General features: G+C 68.9%; 16 protein-coding genes. 2 read left to right on the forward strand and 14 right to left on the reverse strand.

Annotation, left to right across the window (positions count from 1 at the left end; all coding sequences use genetic code 11):
• Window position 1: 1 nt before the first annotated feature.
• The 14 genes from ccsB to ACZK4S_RS02360 form a co-directional block, all read right to left on the reverse strand.
• Entirely contained in the window at window positions 2–916 is a 915-nt protein-coding gene (gene ccsB, locus ACZK4S_RS02295; protein WP_076061905.1) for a c-type cytochrome biogenesis protein CcsB, read from the reverse strand.
• Complete coding sequence (gene resB, locus ACZK4S_RS02300) at window positions 913–2,478, reverse strand: cytochrome c biogenesis protein ResB (protein WP_233120771.1); 1,566 nt, start codon at window positions 2,476–2,478, stop codon at window positions 913–915. Before resB ends, ccsB begins: the two co-directional genes overlap by 4 nt.
• Entirely contained in the window at window positions 2,475–3,185 is a 711-nt protein-coding gene (locus ACZK4S_RS02305; protein ID WP_076062053.1) for a cytochrome c biogenesis CcdA family protein, read from the reverse strand. The genes resB and ACZK4S_RS02305 overlap by 4 nt, the downstream gene beginning before the upstream one ends.
• Before the next feature lie 41 nt (window positions 3,186–3,226).
• A complete protein-coding gene (locus ACZK4S_RS02310; protein ID WP_076061903.1) occupies window positions 3,227–3,784 on the reverse strand; it encodes a TlpA family protein disulfide reductase in 558 nt (185 codons plus the stop codon).
• Entirely contained in the window at window positions 3,781–4,434 is a 654-nt protein-coding gene (locus ACZK4S_RS02315; RefSeq protein ID WP_463643230.1) for a histidine phosphatase family protein, read from the reverse strand. The genes ACZK4S_RS02310 and ACZK4S_RS02315 overlap by 4 nt, the downstream gene beginning before the upstream one ends.
• 9 nt (window positions 4,435–4,443) lie before the next feature.
• The gene (locus ACZK4S_RS02320) at window positions 4,444–5,976 is read right to left on the reverse strand and encodes a uroporphyrinogen-III synthase (protein WP_083665521.1); all 1,533 of its coding nucleotides are present in this window, start codon (window positions 5,974–5,976) and stop codon (window positions 4,444–4,446) included.
• Between the two features lie 92 nt (window positions 5,977–6,068).
• Window positions 6,069–6,350, reverse strand: a complete 282-nt coding sequence (locus ACZK4S_RS02325; protein ID WP_076061899.1) for a glutaredoxin family protein — start codon at window positions 6,348–6,350, stop codon at window positions 6,069–6,071.
• A complete protein-coding gene (locus ACZK4S_RS02330) occupies window positions 6,350–6,451 on the reverse strand; it encodes a 30S ribosomal protein bS22 (protein WP_074436903.1) in 102 nt (33 codons plus the stop codon). The genes ACZK4S_RS02325 and ACZK4S_RS02330 overlap by 1 nt, the downstream gene beginning before the upstream one ends.
• 127 nt (window positions 6,452–6,578) lie before the next feature.
• Window positions 6,579–7,367, reverse strand: coding sequence for a pyrroline-5-carboxylate reductase (proC, locus tag ACZK4S_RS02335; protein ID WP_076061897.1), 789 nt, complete (start codon window positions 7,365–7,367; stop codon window positions 6,579–6,581).
• On the reverse strand, window positions 7,364–8,383 hold the full coding sequence (locus tag ACZK4S_RS02340; protein ID WP_076061895.1) for an aspartate-semialdehyde dehydrogenase: 1,020 nt from the start codon (window positions 8,381–8,383) through the stop codon (window positions 7,364–7,366). Before ACZK4S_RS02340 ends, proC begins: the two co-directional genes overlap by 4 nt.
• A gap of 258 nt (window positions 8,384–8,641) precedes the next feature.
• Window positions 8,642–14,257, reverse strand: coding sequence for a glycoside hydrolase domain-containing protein (locus ACZK4S_RS02345; protein WP_463643231.1), 5,616 nt, complete (start codon window positions 14,255–14,257; stop codon window positions 8,642–8,644).
• A gap of 273 nt (window positions 14,258–14,530) precedes the next feature.
• Window positions 14,531–15,316, reverse strand: a complete 786-nt coding sequence (locus ACZK4S_RS02350; protein ID WP_463643232.1) for a CPBP family intramembrane glutamic endopeptidase — start codon at window positions 15,314–15,316, stop codon at window positions 14,531–14,533.
• Between the two features lie 4 nt (window positions 15,317–15,320).
• Window positions 15,321–16,238, reverse strand: a complete 918-nt coding sequence (locus tag ACZK4S_RS02355; RefSeq protein WP_463643233.1) for a proline dehydrogenase family protein — start codon at window positions 16,236–16,238, stop codon at window positions 15,321–15,323.
• A 1-nt stretch (window position 16,239) separates the two neighbouring features.
• Window positions 16,240–17,040 carry a sugar phosphate isomerase/epimerase family protein gene (locus ACZK4S_RS02360; protein ID WP_463643234.1) on the reverse strand — a complete coding sequence of 267 codons (801 nt, stop codon included), beginning with the start codon at window positions 17,038–17,040 and terminating at the stop codon, window positions 16,240–16,242.
• Window positions 17,041–17,167: 127 nt separating this feature from the next.
• On the opposite strand from ACZK4S_RS02360, the gene ACZK4S_RS02365 reads away from it, so the two are divergent.
• Window positions 17,168–17,806: a VOC family protein gene (locus tag ACZK4S_RS02365; RefSeq protein ID WP_463643235.1), complete on the forward strand. Its 639-nt coding sequence runs from the start codon at window positions 17,168–17,170 to the stop codon at window positions 17,804–17,806.
• 65 nt (window positions 17,807–17,871) lie between these two features.
• Window positions 17,872–19,245: a DNA repair protein RadA gene (gene radA / locus ACZK4S_RS02370; protein ID WP_076061883.1), complete on the forward strand. Its 1,374-nt coding sequence runs from the start codon at window positions 17,872–17,874 to the stop codon at window positions 19,243–19,245.
• Window position 19,246: the final 1 nt, after the last annotated feature.

The raw sequence follows: 19,246 nt of genomic DNA on the forward strand, positions 1-19,246 counted from the left end.
GTCAGATACCGGCGTACGAGTGCAACCCACTGAACAGCAGATTGACGCCCACGAAGTTGAACCAGAAGGCGAACACGCCGATGACCGCGATGATCGCGACCGGGCGGCCACGCCAACCCGCCGTCGCGCGGGCGTGCAGGTAGGCCACGTACACCACCCACGTGATGAACGACCACGTCTCCTTGGGGTCCCAGTTCCAGAACCGTCCCCAGGCGTACTGCGCCCAGATGGAGCCGGCCACGATGGTGAACGTCCAGAGGGGCACGGCGAACGCGTGCAGCCGGTAGGAGAGGAGGTCGAGCTTCGCGGACGACGGCACCTTCGCCAGGTAGCCCCGGATTTCACCCTGCCCCGCCTGGGCCCGGCTCTCGGCGCGTTCCCGGAGCAGGTAGAGGATCGAGGCGAGCGCCCCCACGTTGAAGGCCGCTCCGGCGATGGCCGCGGCCACGATGTGGATGACGAACCAGACGCTGTGCAGCGCCGGCACGAGCGGCGCGACCTCGACGTACCACTGCGTGACGGCCAGGCCGACCCCGACGGTGAACAGCAGCGTCATGCCCAACCCGAGCCAGCGCATCCCCCACTTCAGGGCCACCACGAGGTACAGGACCGCGGCGAAGGCCATCGTCGAGGTGATGAACTCGTACATGTTGCCCCATGGCGGACGCCCGGCCGCCACGCCCCGCAGCACGACGGCCGACACCTGCATCAGTGCGGCCACCACGGTGAAGATCAGACCGAGCCGGCCGAACAGGTCCACGCGGGTGCGGGCACCGTCCTCAGAACCGTCGAGGGGACGCACCGGGGACTGTCCGCGCGCGGAGGACCATTCGACGGTGTGCGCGGCGAACGCGATGAGGTACACCACCGCGGCATAGACCATCAGGGTGTAGGACCACTCGGACAGGGTCGTCATGCAACGGGCTCCTCGTTGTCGGGGTGGGGCGCGGCCCCACCATTGTGCCCCGGTTCGCCGGTCACCGCCCCCAGCAGGGCGGCCACCTCCTCGTCGAGGCCTGTTGCCGTGTCGGTACGGTCGAGGCCGCCGACGATGACCTCACCGTCGGCGATGCGCACGAACAGCCGCCGGGGCCGGATGTACAAGCTGAGAGTGAGGCCGATGACGCCCACCGAGATGGCGATGAGGGTGAGCAGGTTGCCGGGGGTCTCACTGACCTGGAGGCGCACCCACCGCTTGTACCCGTCGAAGCTCACGGAGCCGAGGTCGTCCGGCAACGACATGTGCGCGCCGGGCAACATCCGGGCGCTCAGCACCTGTCCGTCATCGCCCGGCACCTGCTCCATGCCCTCGCTGTTGAGGACGTACACGTTCTCCGGCGCGCCGGTCTCGGCGGCGGGCTCACCGAACCACGCGTTGAGGAAGACCTCCGGGTTGAGCGCATCCGGGAACACCGAATGGGGACCGGTCTCGTCCAGCACCGCCGTGGGGAGGAACCAGGCCTCGAACGCCAGGCGCTGGGGGCGCGCGTCCGGCACCTTGATGACGCCGGCGGAGGAGAAGTTACCGTCCTGGGGCAGGAACACGACGGGGCCGCTGAAGGCCACGTCGCCGTTGCCGTCCGTCACGGTGAAGATGGGGGCGTAGCCGTGGGCCTGCAGGTTCACCTGGGTGCCGTCGGCCGTGATGAGCGGTTCGTTGACCGTCATCTGCACGGGGCGCGTGCCCTGGGAATCCGAGAGCGTGACGTCGGCGTCGAAGACCCGGGCGGCGCCGCGCTGAACGTCTCCCGTCTCGAACTCGGCATGGAACTCGTCGATGGTGACGCTGAAGCGCTCCAGGTGGTCCGTGTCGAGGAAACCACCGGAGGTGAAGTCGTCGTACTGCGTGATGACGTTGGAGAAGCCGCGGCCCTCGACGACGATCGCGCTGCCGGAGAAGCCCCACAGGTTGGACCAGGCCAGCCCCACGAGCACGGCCAGGAGGGACAGGTGGAAGGTGAGGTTCCCGAACTCGCGCAGGTAACCGCGTTCGGCGCTGACGCCCGCGTCGGTCACCCGGGTGCGGTACCGCTTGGACTTCAGCCACGCCTCCGCCCGCGCCTCGGGGGCCTGGCCCGGGGACGCCGTCGGGGCAAGGGCTGCGCGTGCCGTCACCGGCAGCCGCTCGATGCGGGCCGGCACGTTCGGCGGGGGTTTGCGCACCGCGCGCCAGTACTTCGTCACGCGCGGGATGATGCAGCCGATGAGCGAGGCGAACAGCAGGAGGTAGACGGCCGAGAACACCGCCGAGGTGTAGATGTCGTAGAAGCCCAGCGGCTCGAGGATGCGGTCCCAGAAGGGGTTGGCGGCTTTGAAGTCGATGACCTCGATGGGTTCGGTGTTGCGCTGCGGGATGATCGAGCCCGGGATGGCGGCGATGGCCAGGAGGAACAACAGCAGCAGCGCCGTGCGCATGCTCGTGAGCTGGCCCCAGGCCCACCTCAGTGTCTCCGTGACGGGGTTGCGCCGCCGGTTCACAGGATCGTCCCGAAGTTGGCGGCCCACTGGCGGAGCACCACCATCAGCATGTCCCAGAGGCCGGTGATCATCGCGACGCCCACCAGCATCATGACGATGCCCCCGATGCGCTGCATCAGACGTTGGTTGCGCTTCATCCAGTTCAGCCGCGGCGCCAGGGCGGTGAAGGCCAGCGCGAAGGCGACGAATGGCAGGCCGAGGCCCAGGGCGTAGAAGAAAGCCAGGATGCCGCCGCGCGTGGCGGAGCCCTCATTGAGCGCCATGGTGAGCACCACAGACAGCGCGGGGCCGATGCAGGGCGTCCAGCCCAGGCCGAACACCATGCCGAGGAGCGGCGAGGCCCACACCCCCATCTTCGGCGTCACGCTGGGCGTCCACATGCGCGGCATGGGGAGGAAGCCGGCGAACGCAGCGCCCAGCACCAGGATGATGAAACCGAGCACGATCGTGATGAGCGAGGAGTTGCTGAGGAGCGCGCCACCGATGCCGCCGATCAGCGCCCCGGTGAGCACGAAGACCACGGAGAAGCCGAGGATGAAGCCGAGGGTGCCCAACAGCAGCAGCCGCTTCTTCGCCGTGCCGTCGGCGATCTCGCTGGCCCCCAACCCCGACGCGTAACTGAGGTAGCCGGGCAGCAGCGGGAGCACGCACGGGGAGGCGAAGGACACCAGGCCGGCGAGCACCGCGACGGGGATGGCGAGCAGCATCGACGACCCGAGGGCCGTCTGCACCCAACTCTCCAACAGGATCACGAGGCGTTCACGTCCTCCACGATGCCTTTCAAGGTCGATGCGCTGACCTCTCCGAGCACGCGTGCGGCGACGCGGCCCTCCGCGTCGATGACCACCGTGCTGGGGATGGCCTTGGGCGGCAGCTGGGCGAATTCCAGCAGGAGGACGCCGTCGGGGTCGTGGAGCGACGGGTACCCGATGCCGAACGAGCGCTCGAACGCCAGGGCGGCGGCAACGGTGTCGCGGGTGTTGATGCCGAGGAAATTGGCCGTGCCCTCGAGTTCTTCGGAACTCTTCACCAGTTCGGGGGCCTCCGCGCGGCACGGCGCGCACCAGGATCCCCATACGTTGATGATCAGTGGCTGCCCGGCGAAGTCTGCCGTCGAGAGCGTCTCCCCGTCGAGCGTCTCGCCTTCCAGCGCCGGGGCCTCGGAGCGTTCCTCCGGCGCGATGATGGTCACGCTGCCGTCGCCTCCGACGAAACCGGCCGTGCCCCCGGCGCCTTCGTCCTCTGCCGTGGAACAGGCGCTCAAGAGGAGCGCGGCAGCGGCGAGCCCGGCGACCAGTCGGGTCACGTGCCCACCCTCCACCTGCGGCCGGCCTTGACCGGCAGGAGGTCTGCGGCGGGCTCCGCGTAGTCGACGGCGGTCACCCGGCCGTCACGGAGGGTGAAGCTGGTCACGGAGCAGAGCGTGCACTGCCGCTTCCGCGGGTCGTGGGCGAAGCGGCGGCCCTCCGCGGCCATCCGCGCGATCCAGATGGACAGCTGGTGGCTCACGACGAGGGCCTGACCGCCGTCACCGGCGGCGACGGCCGCGTCCTGGATGGCGGCGGCCATCCGCTTGGCGATCTCCGTGTACGGCTCACCCCAGCTGGGAAGGAGGGGGTTGCGCATGTGCCAGAACATCCTGGGGTCCCGCAGGGCGCGGTTGTCGCGGCCGAAGGACTTGCCCTCGAACTTGTTGTCGGCTTCGATGACCCGCTCGTCCTCGACCACCTCGAGCTGCGGGAACAGCGCCGCCGTGGGCGCCAGGGTCTCCTTGGCGCGCTGCAGCGGGGAGGTGCGCAGGTGCGCCAACGGCACGTCGCGCCAGTGTTCGGCCATGCGGGCGGCCATCTGGTGGCCGAGTTCTGAGAGGCCGAAGCCGGGGAGTCTGCCGTAGAGCAACCCGTCCGGGTTGTGCACCTGGCCGTGCCGCATGACGTGCACCGTAGCTGTGGTCATGGGGAGAGCCTACGCAGTGGCTTCAACGGGCTTGCGCCGGCGACGCCGCTTCCGTTGCGAGGGCTTCGTGAGCGGCAGGCCGGCGTCGATCTGGTCCTGCCTGCGGCGGTCTGCGAAACGGGCGAGCGACTCGGCCAGCGACTCGAACGTGGGGGCGTCGGCGGTCACGTCGACGCGGAGCCCGTGGATCTCGCAGGCGGCTGCAGTTGCCGGCCCGATGGCGGCCACGACGGTGGCGGCGTGGGGCTTACCCGCGATGCCGATCATGTTGCGGACCGCGGTGGCGGAGGTGAAGACGACGGCGTCGAAGTTGCCGGTCTTGATGTCCTCGCGCACCTCCGGCGCGGGAGGCGCTGCACGGACGGTGCGGTAGGCGGTGACCTCTTCCACTTCCCAGCCGAGCTTGCTCAGCCCGACGAGGAGGGGCTCGACGGAAACGTCGGCGCTGGGCACGAGTACCCGGTCCAGCGGGTCGATGAGGTCGTCGTAGGCCGGGAACTCATGGGCGAGGGCGCCGGTGGTGTTCTCAACCACGGGGACGAGATCCGCCTTGATGCCCAGCCTGGTGAGCGCCTCGACAGTGCCGCGACCGACGGCGGCGAGGTTGATTCCGGAGAGCGCGCGTGAGTCCAGGCCGTACTCGTCGAGCCGCTCGGCGATGGCGCCCACGGCATGGGGCGAGGTGAACACGACCCACAGGTAACGACCGTCGACGAGGCCGCGAACGGCGCGTTCCATGGCCTGCTCGGTGCGGGGCGGCTCAATGGTCATGGTGGCCACGATCTCCGTGGAGGCGCCGTAGTGGGCGAGTTCCTCGACGAGGGGATCGAGCGGGTCCTTGGTGCTAGGGGCGACCACCCGCCAGTCGAACAGGGGCTTGCCCTCGAACCAGGCGTAACGCTGGCGGCGGGATTCCTCGATGCCGGGGCCGACGATGAAGAAGCACTCGTCTGCGTCCGAGCTGTCCACCTCGGCCCAGGTGAGCAGTTCGCTGACCTGGCCGGTGCTGCCCACGCCCGTGAGCGAGAGGCAGGAGCCGTCGGCGCCGTAGCGCTGGATGGCCTGCTCGGCCAGCCGGCCGGCGGATTCGCCGGTGGCGCGCACGATCAGCGTCTCGGCGGCGGGCCATCTGTTGATGTCCGGCACCTCGAGCGTGGCGTCGAGAGCAGCGAACGACGACGTCGCCGCAACGGCACCGAACGACAGGGCGGCGCTCCACCGGTTTATGCCCGGTACGACGTTGACGCGCAGGCCCGCAGCCTGGAGAACTTCCGGCAACACCCCACCTGCGTCGGCATCGGTGAAGAAGTCTCCTCCGTGGAGACGGACGACCTTTCGCCCCTTGGCGACCGCACTGAGAATGGCCGTGACCTCGTCGTCGCCACCCGCGAACCGGAGTTCTGCGTGAGCGGGGACGAGATGACTGACCGGTTCCTCGTCGTCGTCCTCGTCGATGATGACCAGATCCGCCATCCGGAGGGCGCGGGACCCGCTCATCGTCAACAGGCCCAGGTCTCCGGGGCCAGAGCCGACGAAGGTCACAGAACCTCCAGTTGGTTCAAACTCCGGCGGGGAGGCCGGGGAGGTTGGTTCCAAGGAGCTGGTCACGTCGAGGATTTTCCGTTCTTAGGCCTTCAGGGGGTCCAGTCTGCGGAGGTGAGCTGAGGCGCGCTGGTAACCAGCGCTGCACGCAACGCCTTCTCGTCGACGAACCAGTAGCCGTGCAGCTCCTGATCCACGAAGGTCACCGGGACGTGGTCTGTAAACCGCGCCCGAAGATGTTCGTGGGTGTCGACATCAATGACGCGCCAGCCCACTCCCATATCCTCACAGGTTCTGCGGATGACAGCTTCGGCTTCCACACAGAGGTGGCAACCGTCGCGGGTCAACAGCAGTACCCGGGAGGGTGGAGTCACTACTTACCGGCGCGGCGACGCTGAATACGAGTGCGCTTCAGCAGCTTGCGGTGCTTCTTCTTCGACATGCGCTTACGGCGCTTCTTGATGACAGAACCCACTGTGTGCCTTTCTAGCCGGGGTTGTACTACGGACGTATCGACTGTCCTGCGGACGGTCAGACTCTCAATCTTAACCTGCACCGGGCAGGTTCAACCAATCCCGCTCCCGCGCGGGCACGGTCAGTGACTAGCTCTTGCCCATCTCGATGCCGCGGGTGCGGCACGCCTCGATGGCGTCGAGGAACGCGGCGCGCACGCCGTGGTCGTCGAGCGAGCGCAGGGCGGCTGCTGTGGTGCCTGCCGGCGACGTGACCATCTCACGCAGTTGGGTGGCCGACTTGCCGGTTTCAGCCAGCATTGCGGCCGATCCGACGAACGTCTGCGTCACCAGCTCGGTGGCCTCCGCGCGGGTGAGCCCCTGGTGCACCCCGCCTTCGATCATGGCCTCGGCGACATAGAAGAGGTAGGCGGGACCGGAGCCCGACAATGCGGTCAGCGCGTCCAACTGCTTCTCGTCGATCACGACGGCGCGGCCCACGGCGTCGAGGAGCCCACGGACCCGCTCGACGTGCTCCACGGTGGCCTGGTTGCCGCGGACGACACCGGCCATCCCCTTGCCCACCAGCGCGGGTGTGTTCGGCATGACGCGGATGACTGCGCGCCCCGGCACGGCGCTCTCCAGCGCTGCGAGGGTCACGCCGGCGGCGATGGAGACCACAAGGCTCTCCCCTGCCAGGTCGTCCTTCAGCACCTTCAGGATGCCGTCGATCTGGTGGGGTTTGACCGCCAGGACGACGGTGTCGGCCTGCGCAGCCTTCGCGAGCGACACCCCGGTGACGCCGTGGCGCTCCTCGAGCTCCTGCACGCGCGGCTCGTAGGCGTCGACGATCACGATGTCGGAGCTGGGGATGCCAGAAGCCAGCCAGCCGGCGATGAGGGCCTCCCCCATGGCCCCGGCGCCGATGACCGCGATCATTTGACGAGCAGTTCTGCGATCTGGATGGTGTTCAGCGCGGCACCCTTGCGCAGGTTGTCGTTGCTGATGAACAGCACGAGGCCCTTGTCGCCCTCGATGCTGCGGTCCTGACGGATGCGGCCCACCAGCGAGGTGTCGCCGCCCGCGGCGGCCAGCGGCGTGGGCACGTCGGAGAGTTCGACACCGGCGGCTTCCGCCAGCACGGCGCGCGCCTCGTCCGGGGTGATGTCGCGGTCGAAACGGGCGTGGACGCTGAGCGAGTGACCGGTGAAGACGGGCACCCGCACGCAGGTGCCGGCGACGAGCAGGTCAGGGAGATGGAGGATCTTGCGCGACTCGTTGCGCAGCTTCTTCTCCTCGTCCGTCTCGCCCTCACCGTCGTCGACGAGGTTGCCCGCCAACGCCACCACGTTGAACGCGATGGGGGCGACGTACGGGCCGGTGCTGGTGGGCTGGAACTGCGAGCCGTCGTGCGCGAGCACGGTGGGGTCCTCGATCTGGCCGAGTTGGCCTGCGAGCGCCTCCACCCCGGCGACGCCGGAGCCGGAGACGGCCTGGAACGTGGTCACCTGCAGCGCGGCGAGGCCCGCCGCGTCGTGGAGGGCCTTGAGCACCGGCATGGCCGCCATGGTGGTGCAGTTGGGGTTGGCGATGATGCCGAGTTCGGCCTTGTCGACGTCCTCCGGGTTCACCTCGGAGACGATCAACGGCACGCGCTCGTCGAGGCGCCAGGCGCTCGAGTTGTCGACGACGGTGGCGCCCGCTGCGGCGACCTTCTCGGCGTACGCCTTGGAGGTGGAGCCTCCCGCGGAGAACAGGGCAACATCCAGACCGGCGAAATCTGCCTTCGCCATGTCCTCGACGATGATCTCCTCGCCCTTCCAGGGCAGCGTCCGGCCGGCGGACCGCTCGGAGGCGAAGTAACGGATCTCATCGACGGGATAGTTGCGCTCCTCGAGCAGGGTACGAAGAACTCCGCCGACCTGCCCAGTGGCACCGAAAATTCCAACACGCATGGGCGCATTGTAACCGCCGACGCCGACGTCGCCCTGGTCGTCGAGCCGCTGTGGACGCCAGGGCGGACTTCAGGTCACACAAGTGCTGGGTTTGAACCCGTCCTTGGAATCAAAGCCAGCATTGAACACGGCCGCCCGGTTTCAGTGCCGGGTTTGGAGCCGAGGACGGCAACAAACCCGGCAGAGGAGCGGAGGGGATGGCGCGAAGAACCCCGGCCTTCCAAGCTGGCTGCCTGGAAGGCCGGGGTTCCGTTTCAGCTACTCGGGTCCTCCGAACATCACGATGTTGTTGAACACCCACTCGTTGCTCTGCGAGAAGGTATACCCACCCGCAGGCTTCGCAGTGGCCGCGTACACCGTCGTCATCGTGTAGGAGCGGCACGCGCCCCGACCGGTGGCGGCAGTGTCGCATTCCGTCTTCCACTGCCGACCGGCCGACGTGAACTCGCCGGCTTGGCCGAGCGGGTTGCCCTTCCACGCCTGACGAGTCATGTACGGCAGGTACGTCAGGTTGTTGAACGCCCACCCCGACTCGCGGACGAACGTGCCGTCCTCGACCTTGACCACCGTGGCCCAGATTTCCGTGCGGCACCGCTCCGTCTGCGAATACGACTCGCACTGCGTGAACCACTGACGACCGTTGACGTCATGCCTGCCCGGCAGCGTGTACGGCGCTGTGCGCACGAGCCCGCCCCCCGGCTTGGTCGGCGTGGTCGTCGGCCTGGCAGTCGGCGACTTCGACGGGCTCGGCGACACCGAAGGCGACGGACTCGGCGACACCGTGGGGGCCGCCTTCTTCGCCACCACGAGGGTGAACGTCGAGTCCGTCGCGTTGCCCTTGGCATCGGTGACCGTCACCGTGACGCTGAACGTGCCGTCCGCCGTCGGGGTGCCCGTGATCACGCCGGTGGTGGCGTTGATCGTCACGCCGGCCGGCAGGCCGGTGGCGGCGTAGGTCAGCGGCGTCGACGCGTCGGTCGCCGTGACGGCGATGCTCAGCGCCTTGCCCACCTGGGCGTCGGCCGGGGCCACGATGGCGTCCACCACGGGTCCGTCCGTATCGGGCACGACGGGCGGGGCGCACCCGACCCAGGCGTTGGCCCAGTCGAAGTGGTCCTGACCGTTGTGACCGTTGGGGTTCAGCACGAGCTGGATGCGGTTCACGCCGGTGACGTCGACGGTGGCGCGCTTGGTGCCCGACGCTGCGGTCACCACACCCGAGGTCCACAGCTGAGTTCCGCTTCCGTCTTCGACGGTAGCGGTCACGTTGGCCGCGGAATTGGTACGCATGCGGTCGTCGATGCCGTAGTTGAACTCCAGCAGCGTGCAGTCGGCGGGCAGGTCGATCACGACGCGGGAGGCGGCGTGGGCGCCGATGCCCTTGGCATAGGTGCGGCCCGACAACGTGATGGCACCGCCGTCGCCGCCAGCGTCCTCACCGTTGGCGGAGTCCCGCTCCACCGGTCCCCACCCGTTCGTGGACGAGACCCATTCCATGTCGGAGAGATAGGTCCCCCCGGCGATCAGGTCGAAGGCCCGGGAGGCCAGCAGGACGTCGCCGTAGGTGAGCTTCGCGGTGAACTCGTCCCATCCGGTGCGGTCACCGGCGTTGAGGGGCAGTTGCACCGTGACGGTGCCACCGGCCGGGACCGAGACCGTGACGGGGCTCCCGAGGAAGACCTCGTTGCCCTCGGCGCCCAGCGTCACGTCGTGCGGCGCGTCGGTGCGGTTGCGCACCTCGACGCTCAGCGTCGCGGCGTCACCGACCTGCTGGACCGACAGCTTGTCGGCGGTGATGAGCGAGCTCGCCACCACCTCGGCGTTGGCCAGCGCGTCGATGACCGCGTCGCGCTTGGCGACCAGCCCCGAGCGGGCGGCCTGCGTGTCCGCCGAGTTGATCGGCTGCGCGAGGGCGGCCGCCACTGCGGCGTGCTGCGAACCGAGTTCTGCTTTGGCGAGGTCGAGCAGTTCGGCGTCCTCCTGGCCGTCCTTGAACAGTTCCCAACGGATGGAGGTCACCGGGCCGTCGGCCCCGGGGTAGACGAGGTACTCGTCGCCCTGCGCGTAGCGGAACGTGGGGTTCTCGTAGACGGATGCCGGCCACGAGTTGTAGGTCCAGCGGAGGTAACCGTCGAGGTCACGCTGCTCGACCACCCAGGGCAGTACGCGCACGTTGACCGGCCGGGTGGCCGTGATGGTGTTCGGGTTGGCGGGTTCGGCCCAGGTGTAGAAGAGGGTGGGTTCGCCGGCGGCCCGGCGGGAGTCGATCAGCTGCTGCGACACCGAACCGAGGAAGGACAGGTTGAACGAGATGTAGTCGGCGATGTCGGCCTCGGCCAGGGAGTTGGCCGCGAGCGCGATCTTGTCGCTCCACTCGGGGTTGACCGACTCGAGCACGGCGAACATGGCGTTCATGCGCGTGAGGGTCTGCTCGTCGAACGCCAGGGAGGTGTCCTCCCACCAGCCCTTGGCCTTCAGGTGCGTCTCGAAGGCAGAGAGGAAGTCGCCCCACGCCTCGTTGTAGCGCGTGCTGCCCACCGTGACCGGTTCGTCGACCCACTCGTTGGTGGTGGTGTCGAGGTAGAAGAGCCTGTCGCGGCTCTGGAACTGCAGCATGGTGAACGCGTGGATCCGGTGGGCGATGCCGGCGGCCTTCGCGTCGGTGACCAGGCGGTCGAAGACGCCGAAGTCGAAGGTGAAGTCGGTGCCGTCGTGGCGCCACTCGACGGTGGAGCGGTAGTTCGACGCGGTCTGCGGGCGGATGGTGCCCTGGTGGTCGACGAGCCAGGGGTCCTCGGTGATGACGAGGTTCAGCACGTCCTGACCGGCCTCAGCCATGTCCTCCCAGTACGGGACGAGGGCCTGGAAATGCTCCTCGCTCCAGTGCTCGAGGCCCAGGTGGTCTGCGACGGTGTCGGGGTGCTGCCACAGGTCGAGGACGAACGGGCGTTCGGCCACGTCACGGAACTGGAGGTCAGGGACCACCACTTCCAGCGGGTAGCTGCCGATCTCGCCGGCGTCGGAGCTGACCGTCACCGAGGTGGTGTAGGTCCCTGCCACGGTGCCCGCGGGCACCCGGACCGTGAGCCAGATGGGCTGGTTCATGCTCGAGGGCAGGTCGACGGATTCCTTGACCTCCAGCGGGTCGGCGATGACGGTGCCCGGCTGGTCGGTGTTGGGGATGTAGCGGGCGTAGCGCACTTCCACCGAGCCGGCCGGGAGGGTGCCCCCTGCGACGGTGGCCTTGACACCGGTCAGGTCCACGCCGGCGGTGACGGCGAGCTGGGCGCTGCCGCGGCTGTTGGCGGGAACCTGCAGCTTCAGCGGCCCCGACGCGGGATCACCCACGGCACCGACGCGCGGCACGCGGGTCAGCGACGAGGTGGCGAAGGAGCCGGTGGGTACCCAGACCTGCGCGTCGAGGCCGGTGCGCATCTCGCGGAGGTCCACCGGGAACAGGTCCGCGGTTGCGTTGACCGTCTGACCTGCGCCCGTGGCGGCTGCGGTGTAGGTCGTGGACCACACCCCCGCCAGAAGATCGGCTTCGGTGACGATGCGGCTGGGGCTGTTGTTCTTGCAGGCGTAGCTGGAGCCGGGCGCCAGCGACGAGAAGTTGCAGACCGTCGCCCCGGTCGGCGCGCTGAAGGCGATGCCCGTCAGCGGGACGTTGCCGGTGTTGTACACCTCGACCCACGGCTGGATCCGGTCGCCGAGCAGGCCGTCGGGCGCGTTGGAGTAGATCGCGTCCAGCACGGGACGGATCTCGAAGCGCGGCTGCGCGGTGAAGCCGGCGCCCTGCGTGACCGCGATGCCGACCGCGACCGCGCTGGTGCCGACAGGGTTGGTGTAGGTCAGCTTGACGGGATGGTTGCGGGCGTCGGCTGTGGCCGGTGCGGTGAGCTGGAGCGTGACCTGGGCCGAGGCCCCGGCGTCGAGCGCCGGCACGGCCACGGGTGCGGCGGCCCAGCCCGCGGTGGCGGGGCTGACGGTGCCGGCCGCCAGGGGGGCGCCGCTCTGATTGGTGACGGTGACGGTGACCGGCGAGGTGGCTCCACCGGTCATGGCCGGCGCGGTGGCAGCGAGCTTGGCGCAGACGCCACCGAGCCAGTCGAGGTCGAACTTCGTGAACGAGAGGTGGCGGTACCCGTCACGCTCGTAGAAGAGGCCAAAGCCGCCCGCGCCCAGCTCGCCGGTTTCGTCGGGCAGGGGGGTGAGGGTGGAGTAGGCCGAGGCGCCGGACTGGACCACCTTGGAGACGGGCCAGGTGGCACCGGAGTCGCACGACATCCGCACCGTGAGGTTGCGGCGCACGTTGCTGTTGGAGGTGTTGGAGAACAGCAGGATCTGGGCCTTGGGGTCCGTCGGGGCGGCGTCCGGGAAGGCGCGGATGATCGAGCCGTTGTTGGCCGGGTCGGGCAGCTGCGAGTCGTTGACCCAGGGGCCGTAGGTCTCACCCTGGTCCGTGGAAATGGCGTAGGCGCGCTGCGGGGCGCGGCGCGTGTTGACCATCACGTCGCCGTTGGCGAGCTCGACCGACTTGTTCTCGTCGGCACCGGCGCCGGGGACCGGCCCGGACGCCTGCCAGGTGGCGCCGTGGTCGTCGGAGTAGACGGACACTGCGCTGAAGCCGGTGCCCTGGATGTTGACCGTGTACTGCTGGATGAGGCGGCCCTTGTGCTCGCCCTGACGCAGCTGGATGCCTTCGCCGGAGGCGGCGAACATGCCTGCCCAGTTGGTCTTGCCGGCCTTGATCTGGTCCGTGATGCGGTGGTGGGTCCAGGTGAGGCCATTGTCGGCGGAGACGGAGTAGTCGGCGTGCAGCACGTTCGGGTCGTCGTGGCTCGCCCCTGTACCGGAGCCTGCGAAGCCCTGGTTGATGGACGCGGCGTAGAACAGGAAGACCTGGTTCGTCTCGCGGTCGACGATGACGGACGGGTCTCCGAAGCCCTTGGGGGCCGCGTCCTGACGGACGACCGTCTGCGGGCCCCACGTCTCGCCGCCGTCGGTGGAGCGGCGCATCAGCATGGTGATGTTGCTGGGAAGGTCGGCCATTGAGGGGCGGCCGTCGTAGAAGGCGAGGATGTCGCCGTTGGGGGCCACCGACAGCGCGGGGATGCGGTAGCGGAGCCAGCCGTTCTCGCCGCGGTTGGCCAGGTCGTGCAGCTCGAGGCCTGCGGCCAGGCCGTCAGCGGGCGCCCAGGTTCCGGCCGGCGTGTCGTTGACGGTGAGCGTGAAGGTGCCAGTGTCGGAGCCGACGGAGTTCGTGGCCGTGACGGTCACGACGGCGGCCACGGCCGCGGCCGGGTTGCCTGAGATGACGCCCGTGGTGGCGTTGATCGAGACGCCCGCGGGGAGGCCGGTGGCGCTGTAGGCGATGGGGGCGGTGCCGGTGGCGCTGGGCGTGACCCAGACCGGCGAGCCGACGTTGACGGACACGTCGGCGATGGCCGCGAGATCCGGCGCCTCGGGGGCGGCGGGCCTGGCGACGGGGAGGGTGCCGTTCAGCGTGGTGACGATCGGGTCTCCGGTGCGCACACCTCCGACGAGGGGATACTGCGTCCAGGTGAGGTCGAAGGCCCCTTGTCCTGCCGCGGCGTCGGCTTCGGTCACCGTGTAGGTGATGGCAGGCGTTCCCGTCAGTGCGCAGGTGTACTTGCCGTCCGTACCCGCGGGGAAGTTGGAATTGGGCCAGCTGCAGCTGGTGGCGTTGGCCAGCGTGGTGGAACTGGCGACGATGTCCCGCGCCGGTGCCGCAGCGTTCGACTCCATGCGGAACTCAAGGGTGACGACGTCGCCCACGGCATATTCTGCCTTGTCGGGCGCGACCGATTGGATCTTCACCCGGCCGAAGTTGACGTCGACCCACTGCCCCACCGCCGGGGTCGTTGCTGCCGTCGCCGATGTGGGAACGAGGGAGAGGCTCCCCAACGCGAGGGCTACGCTCAGCAACCCTGTCAATATCGTTCGGAGGGAGCACTGAGCGCTCGTGGGGGCTGCATTCATCGTCGGCCTTTCGCAGGTGGGCGTCAGCGCCCACTCGTCGTCTCGCAGACCGCAACCGTACGAATTTTGGATGAACAATTCCTAGGCGGCGCCCAAACGCTCATCCGAGTTGTCCGACGTCCGCTCTCCGCGAAGAGAGGCTAATCAGAGCCCGACCCACCCCATCACCACGGGCAGCAGCGGTGCACCGAGGAAGGCGACGATGTCCAGCAGCGTGTGGACGACCACCAGCGGCATGACCCGCTTGATCTTCAGGTAGAGCCAGCCGAAGACCAGGCCCATCACCAGGTTGCCGATGAAGCCGCCGAAGCCCTGGTAGAGGTGGTAGCCGCCCCTGATCACGGCGCTCACCACGAGGATGACCCACATCTGGCCACCCCGCTGGGCCCATCTGGTGAACAGGTAGCCCACCATCACGACCTCTTCGAGCACACCGTTCATCACCGCCCTGGCCAGCAGCATGGGCACCGTCCACCAGTTGTCCGCGAGGTTGGCCGGTTGGACCTGGGTGTTGATGCCGATCTGGAGGGCGAAGATGAAGAAGGCCAGGCCGGCGACGCCGATGACGGCGAACACGCCGAACCCCCACGCCAGGTCGAAGCCTGGTCTACGGAGGTCGAAACCCATCACGCGCCAGGGACCCTCGGCCGGGCGGTGGTGCACGGCCAGCAGGAACAGGACGAGCACCACGGGCATCAGCGGGAAGATGAGGCCGGCCAGCTGGTACGCGAGGTCGAGCCACGGCCGGTCCGGTGTGGTGGACGTGTTCATCCGCGTCACCTGCTGCGCCAGCGGCTCCGGGCGGGTGAGCTTGTTGATGATCGACAGCAGGGCGTAGACCGCCGACTGGCCGAGGGAGATGAGCAGCACCACAACGATCTCGGTGCGCAGGCGCTGGAGCCCCGGGCGGGGAACGGACGTGACTGTCATGGCCTCAACTCTTGTCGGCCACCGCGCGCAGGTAGCTGAACGCTGTGCGGGGACGGGCGGCGACGCGGGTGGTCAGGTACTCGAACCAGCCCGGCCCGAAGGGGACATAGGTGCGCGACCTGAAGCCGATGTCCGCCAGGCGGCGTTGCTCCAGCGGCCGCACGCCGTAGAACATCTGGAATTCGAACCCGTCGCGGGGGATGGCGTTGCGCCGCGCCAGATCCTGGGCGATGGCGATCAGCGTGGGGTCATGCGAGGCCAGCATGGCGTAGGCACCTGATTCCATGGCAACGCGGAGGCAGCGCACCAGGGCCAACTGCTTGTCGCGCTCCCTGCGGTAACCCATCGACGGTGGCACGGGGTAGGAACCGACGCACAGCCGCACGCGGGCACCGGCACCGGCGCCGGCACCGGCAGCTTTGGCCACATCACGCTCGGCGCGTCGGATATCGGCCGGCAACGTGATGCCGAGGAGGGCGTGGTCCAACCTGGCCCGGTGCCAGAGGTCCAGCGTGGGCTGGTACTCGTCGGCCCCCTGCATCTCGAGCGTGATCAGGGCCCCTGCGTCATCTGCCGCCTGGCACAACCCGTCCAGCACTGCTGCTGCCGCCACCCTGTCGGCACGCAGGCCGAGCGACGACGGCTTGACCGACAGTTCGGCGCCCCGGGCAAGGTCGCCCAGGTGCTCGAGCGTCTCCAGGATGCGGCCCGGGGACTCCGACTCGTCGTCGCTGGTGGGCAGGTAGGCCAACGAGATCTCGAGGCCCTGCTTCTGCAGCTTGCGGGCCACCGCGATGGCGTCGGCCTCGGCAGGCACCACGTACGCGCTGGCGAATTCCTCGGCCACGCCGCTGCTCAGGGCTGCGCCCTGAACCCACCGCGACCGGATGACGGAGCGCACTGCGCTGTGGAGCCGCGACATATCAGTGGGCCCCGGCCTGCGCCTTGGCGAGCGTGTCGCGCACGGTCTGCAGGGCCCCGCCCAAGAGGTCCTCGCGTTCGTGGCGCGAGCGGGCCCGGCGCGTCGACACCTCGAGCACGATGTGCCCCGTGTACCCGGTACGCGCGATCTCAGCCAGGACGCCCCAGGCGTTCTGGTCCCCCTCCCCGGGAAGGAGGTGTTCGTCCTTGAAGGACCCGCGACCGTCCGTGAAGTGCACGTTGGCCAGCCTGTCACCCCAGGCGTGCACGAAGTCCATCGACTGGCGCTGCGAGGTGGAGGCATGGGACAGGTCCAAGGCCAGGTGGTCATAGTCATAGGGCGTGGGATCCCAACCCGGCAGGTAGGTCTGCATCGGACCTGCGGGCGTGCGCCAGGGGAACATGTTCTCCACGCAGAACTTCACGTCCCCCTCGGCGTTGAGCCGCTTGATGCCGTCCACGAAGCCGGCACCGTACTCACGCTGCCAGCGGAAGGGCGGGTGCACCACGACGATGTCGCCACCCAGGTGCTGCACCGCCTCACCGGAGCGCTTGAGTTTGCCCCACGCGTCGGAGCCCCAGGTGCCCTGGGTGATCAGCAGGGTGGGCGCGTGGACCGACAGCACCGGCATGCCGTGGTAGTTCGCCAGTTTCTCGACGGCCCCGATGTCTGTGGACAGGGCGTCGACGCCGACCATCAGTTCGATGCCGTCGTACCCGAGCGCTGCCGCCAGCTCGAACGCGCTCGCGGAGGCTTCCGGGTACACGGAAGTGGTCGACAAGAGAACCTTCGACTGGGTCACATCGCCACCCTACCGCGCACACCGATCCGCTCGAACCCCCGCAGGATTGCGAGGGCGGGTACCGCCCGGATGGCCCCCGGCAAGCCCCGATTAGTCGTTTCGCCCCCACGAGGGGAAGAATGTCGGTATGCACGTCGACCATTTGATCTTCGCAACCGGTCCCGCAGGTCTCAAGGGTGAGGCTGAGCGACTGGCTGACGCACTGGGCACCGAATACAAGGATGGCGGTTTCCACCCCCGCTTCGGTACGCGCAACCACATCATCCCCTTGGCGGACGCCCGCTACATCGAGGTGGTCGAGGTGCTCGACCACCCCGCAGCCGACAAGGCCGCCTTCGGCCAAGCCGTCCGCGCCCGCTCCGAAATGGGCGGCGGCTGGCTCGGCTGGGTATTGAGCGTCAACGACATCTCCCCCTACGAGAAGCGCCTCGACCGCTCCGCAGTGCCGGGCTCGCGCCTGTTCCCCGACGGCCGCCGGCTGGAGTGGGTCCAGATCGGCATCCGTGGGCTCATCGCCGATCCGCAGCTCCCCTACTTCCTCGAGTGGAAGTCGGACGATTCGCTGCGCCCCGCCGCTCTCCACGGCGACTGCGTGTTGAAGGAACTGCAGATCTCGGGCTCGGCGGACCGCCTCTCGGAATGGCTCGGCGTGGACGTGGCGGACCAGATCGACGGCATCAAGCTCGACCTGGTGTCGCCCAACGGCACCCCCGGCCTCAACTCCGTCACGTTCGACACCCCCTCCAAGGGCACCGTCACCATCTAGTTTCGTGGGGCCACCGACGACGGCTCATCCACACTTTGTCTGCGCCGTGACCTAGGCTCAAGCGCGTGGCGAAGAAACAGGACACCTACAACTGCACCGAGTGCGGCTGGACGTCCGTGCGCTGGGTCGGCCGCTGCGGCGAATGCCAGGCCTGGGGCACGGTGGTCGAGCGCGGGGCCCCACGGCTGCGTGCGGTGGCCTCCTCCGTGCCGACGCAGCAGGCGGTGCCCATTTCCCAGGTGCCCACAGATTCGGCCCAGCGCAAGCTGACCACCATCGCCGAACTGGACCGCGTGCTGGGTGACGGCCTCGTTCCCGGCGCGGTCGTCCTGTTGGCGGGCGAGCCCGGCGTCGGGAAGTCCACGCTCCTGCTCGACGTCGCCGCCAAGTGGGCCCGCTCCGGGGAGAAGACGCTCTACATCTCCGGCGAGGAGTCCGCGTCCCAGGTGCGGCTGCGCGCAGAGCGCACAGGCGCCGTCGACGACGAGCTGTACCTCGCCTCGGAGACAGACCTCGGCACGGTGCTGGGCCACATGGAACAGGTGCGCCCCTCCCTGCTGGTGCTGGACTCGGTGCAGACCATCTCGGCCGCGGACGCGGACGGCGCGCCGGGCGGCCCCAGCCAGGTCCGCGAGATCACCGCCGCCATCGCCCGCGTCGCCAAGCGCGAGAACATGGCGGCGATCATCGTCGGGCATGTCACGAAGGACGGCGGCATCGCCGGTCCCCGCACGCTGGAGCACCTGGTGGACGTGGTCCTTACCTTCGAGGGGGACCGCCATTCAGGTTTCCGCATGGTGCGGGCCACGAAGAACCGCTACGGCCCCGCAGACGAGGTGGGCTGCTTCGAGATGAGCGAGAACGGCATCGTCGAGGTGCCGGACCCGTCCGGGCTGTTCACCACCGCCCACAACGAGCCGGTGCCGGGCACCTGCGTCACCGTCACGCTCGAAGGGCGGCGTCCGTTGCTGGCGGAGATCCAGGCGCTCATCGCCCCCTCGCCGCAGTCGTCGCCGCGCCGCACCACGCACGGGCTCGACGGCTCCCGCATCGCCATGGTGCTGGCCGTCCTCGAGCGCAAGGTCAAGCTGCCGCTGTCGGCGTTCGACGTCTACGCCTCGACGGTGGGCGGAGCCCGGGTCACAGACCCTTCGGCAGACCTCGCCGCGGCAGTGGCCATCGCATCAGCCGCCCTGGACAGGCACTACCCCAAACGGCTCCTGGCCCTGGGCGAGGTGGGCCTGGCCGGAGACCTCCGCAGGGTGCCCGGTGCCGAGCGTCGTCTGGCAGAGGCGGGCCGGCTCGGCTTCGAACTGGCCATCATCCCCACCGGCTCGCGCGACGTCACGGCCCGGGTGCCCAAGCTCGGGAACCTGCGCGTGGTCGAGGTCCCCACTCTGGCAGACGCCCTCGGGGTACTGGATCTCCGGCGGCCCTGAC

The sequence above is a fragment of the Tessaracoccus zhenghani genome (genome assembly GCF_055326325.1).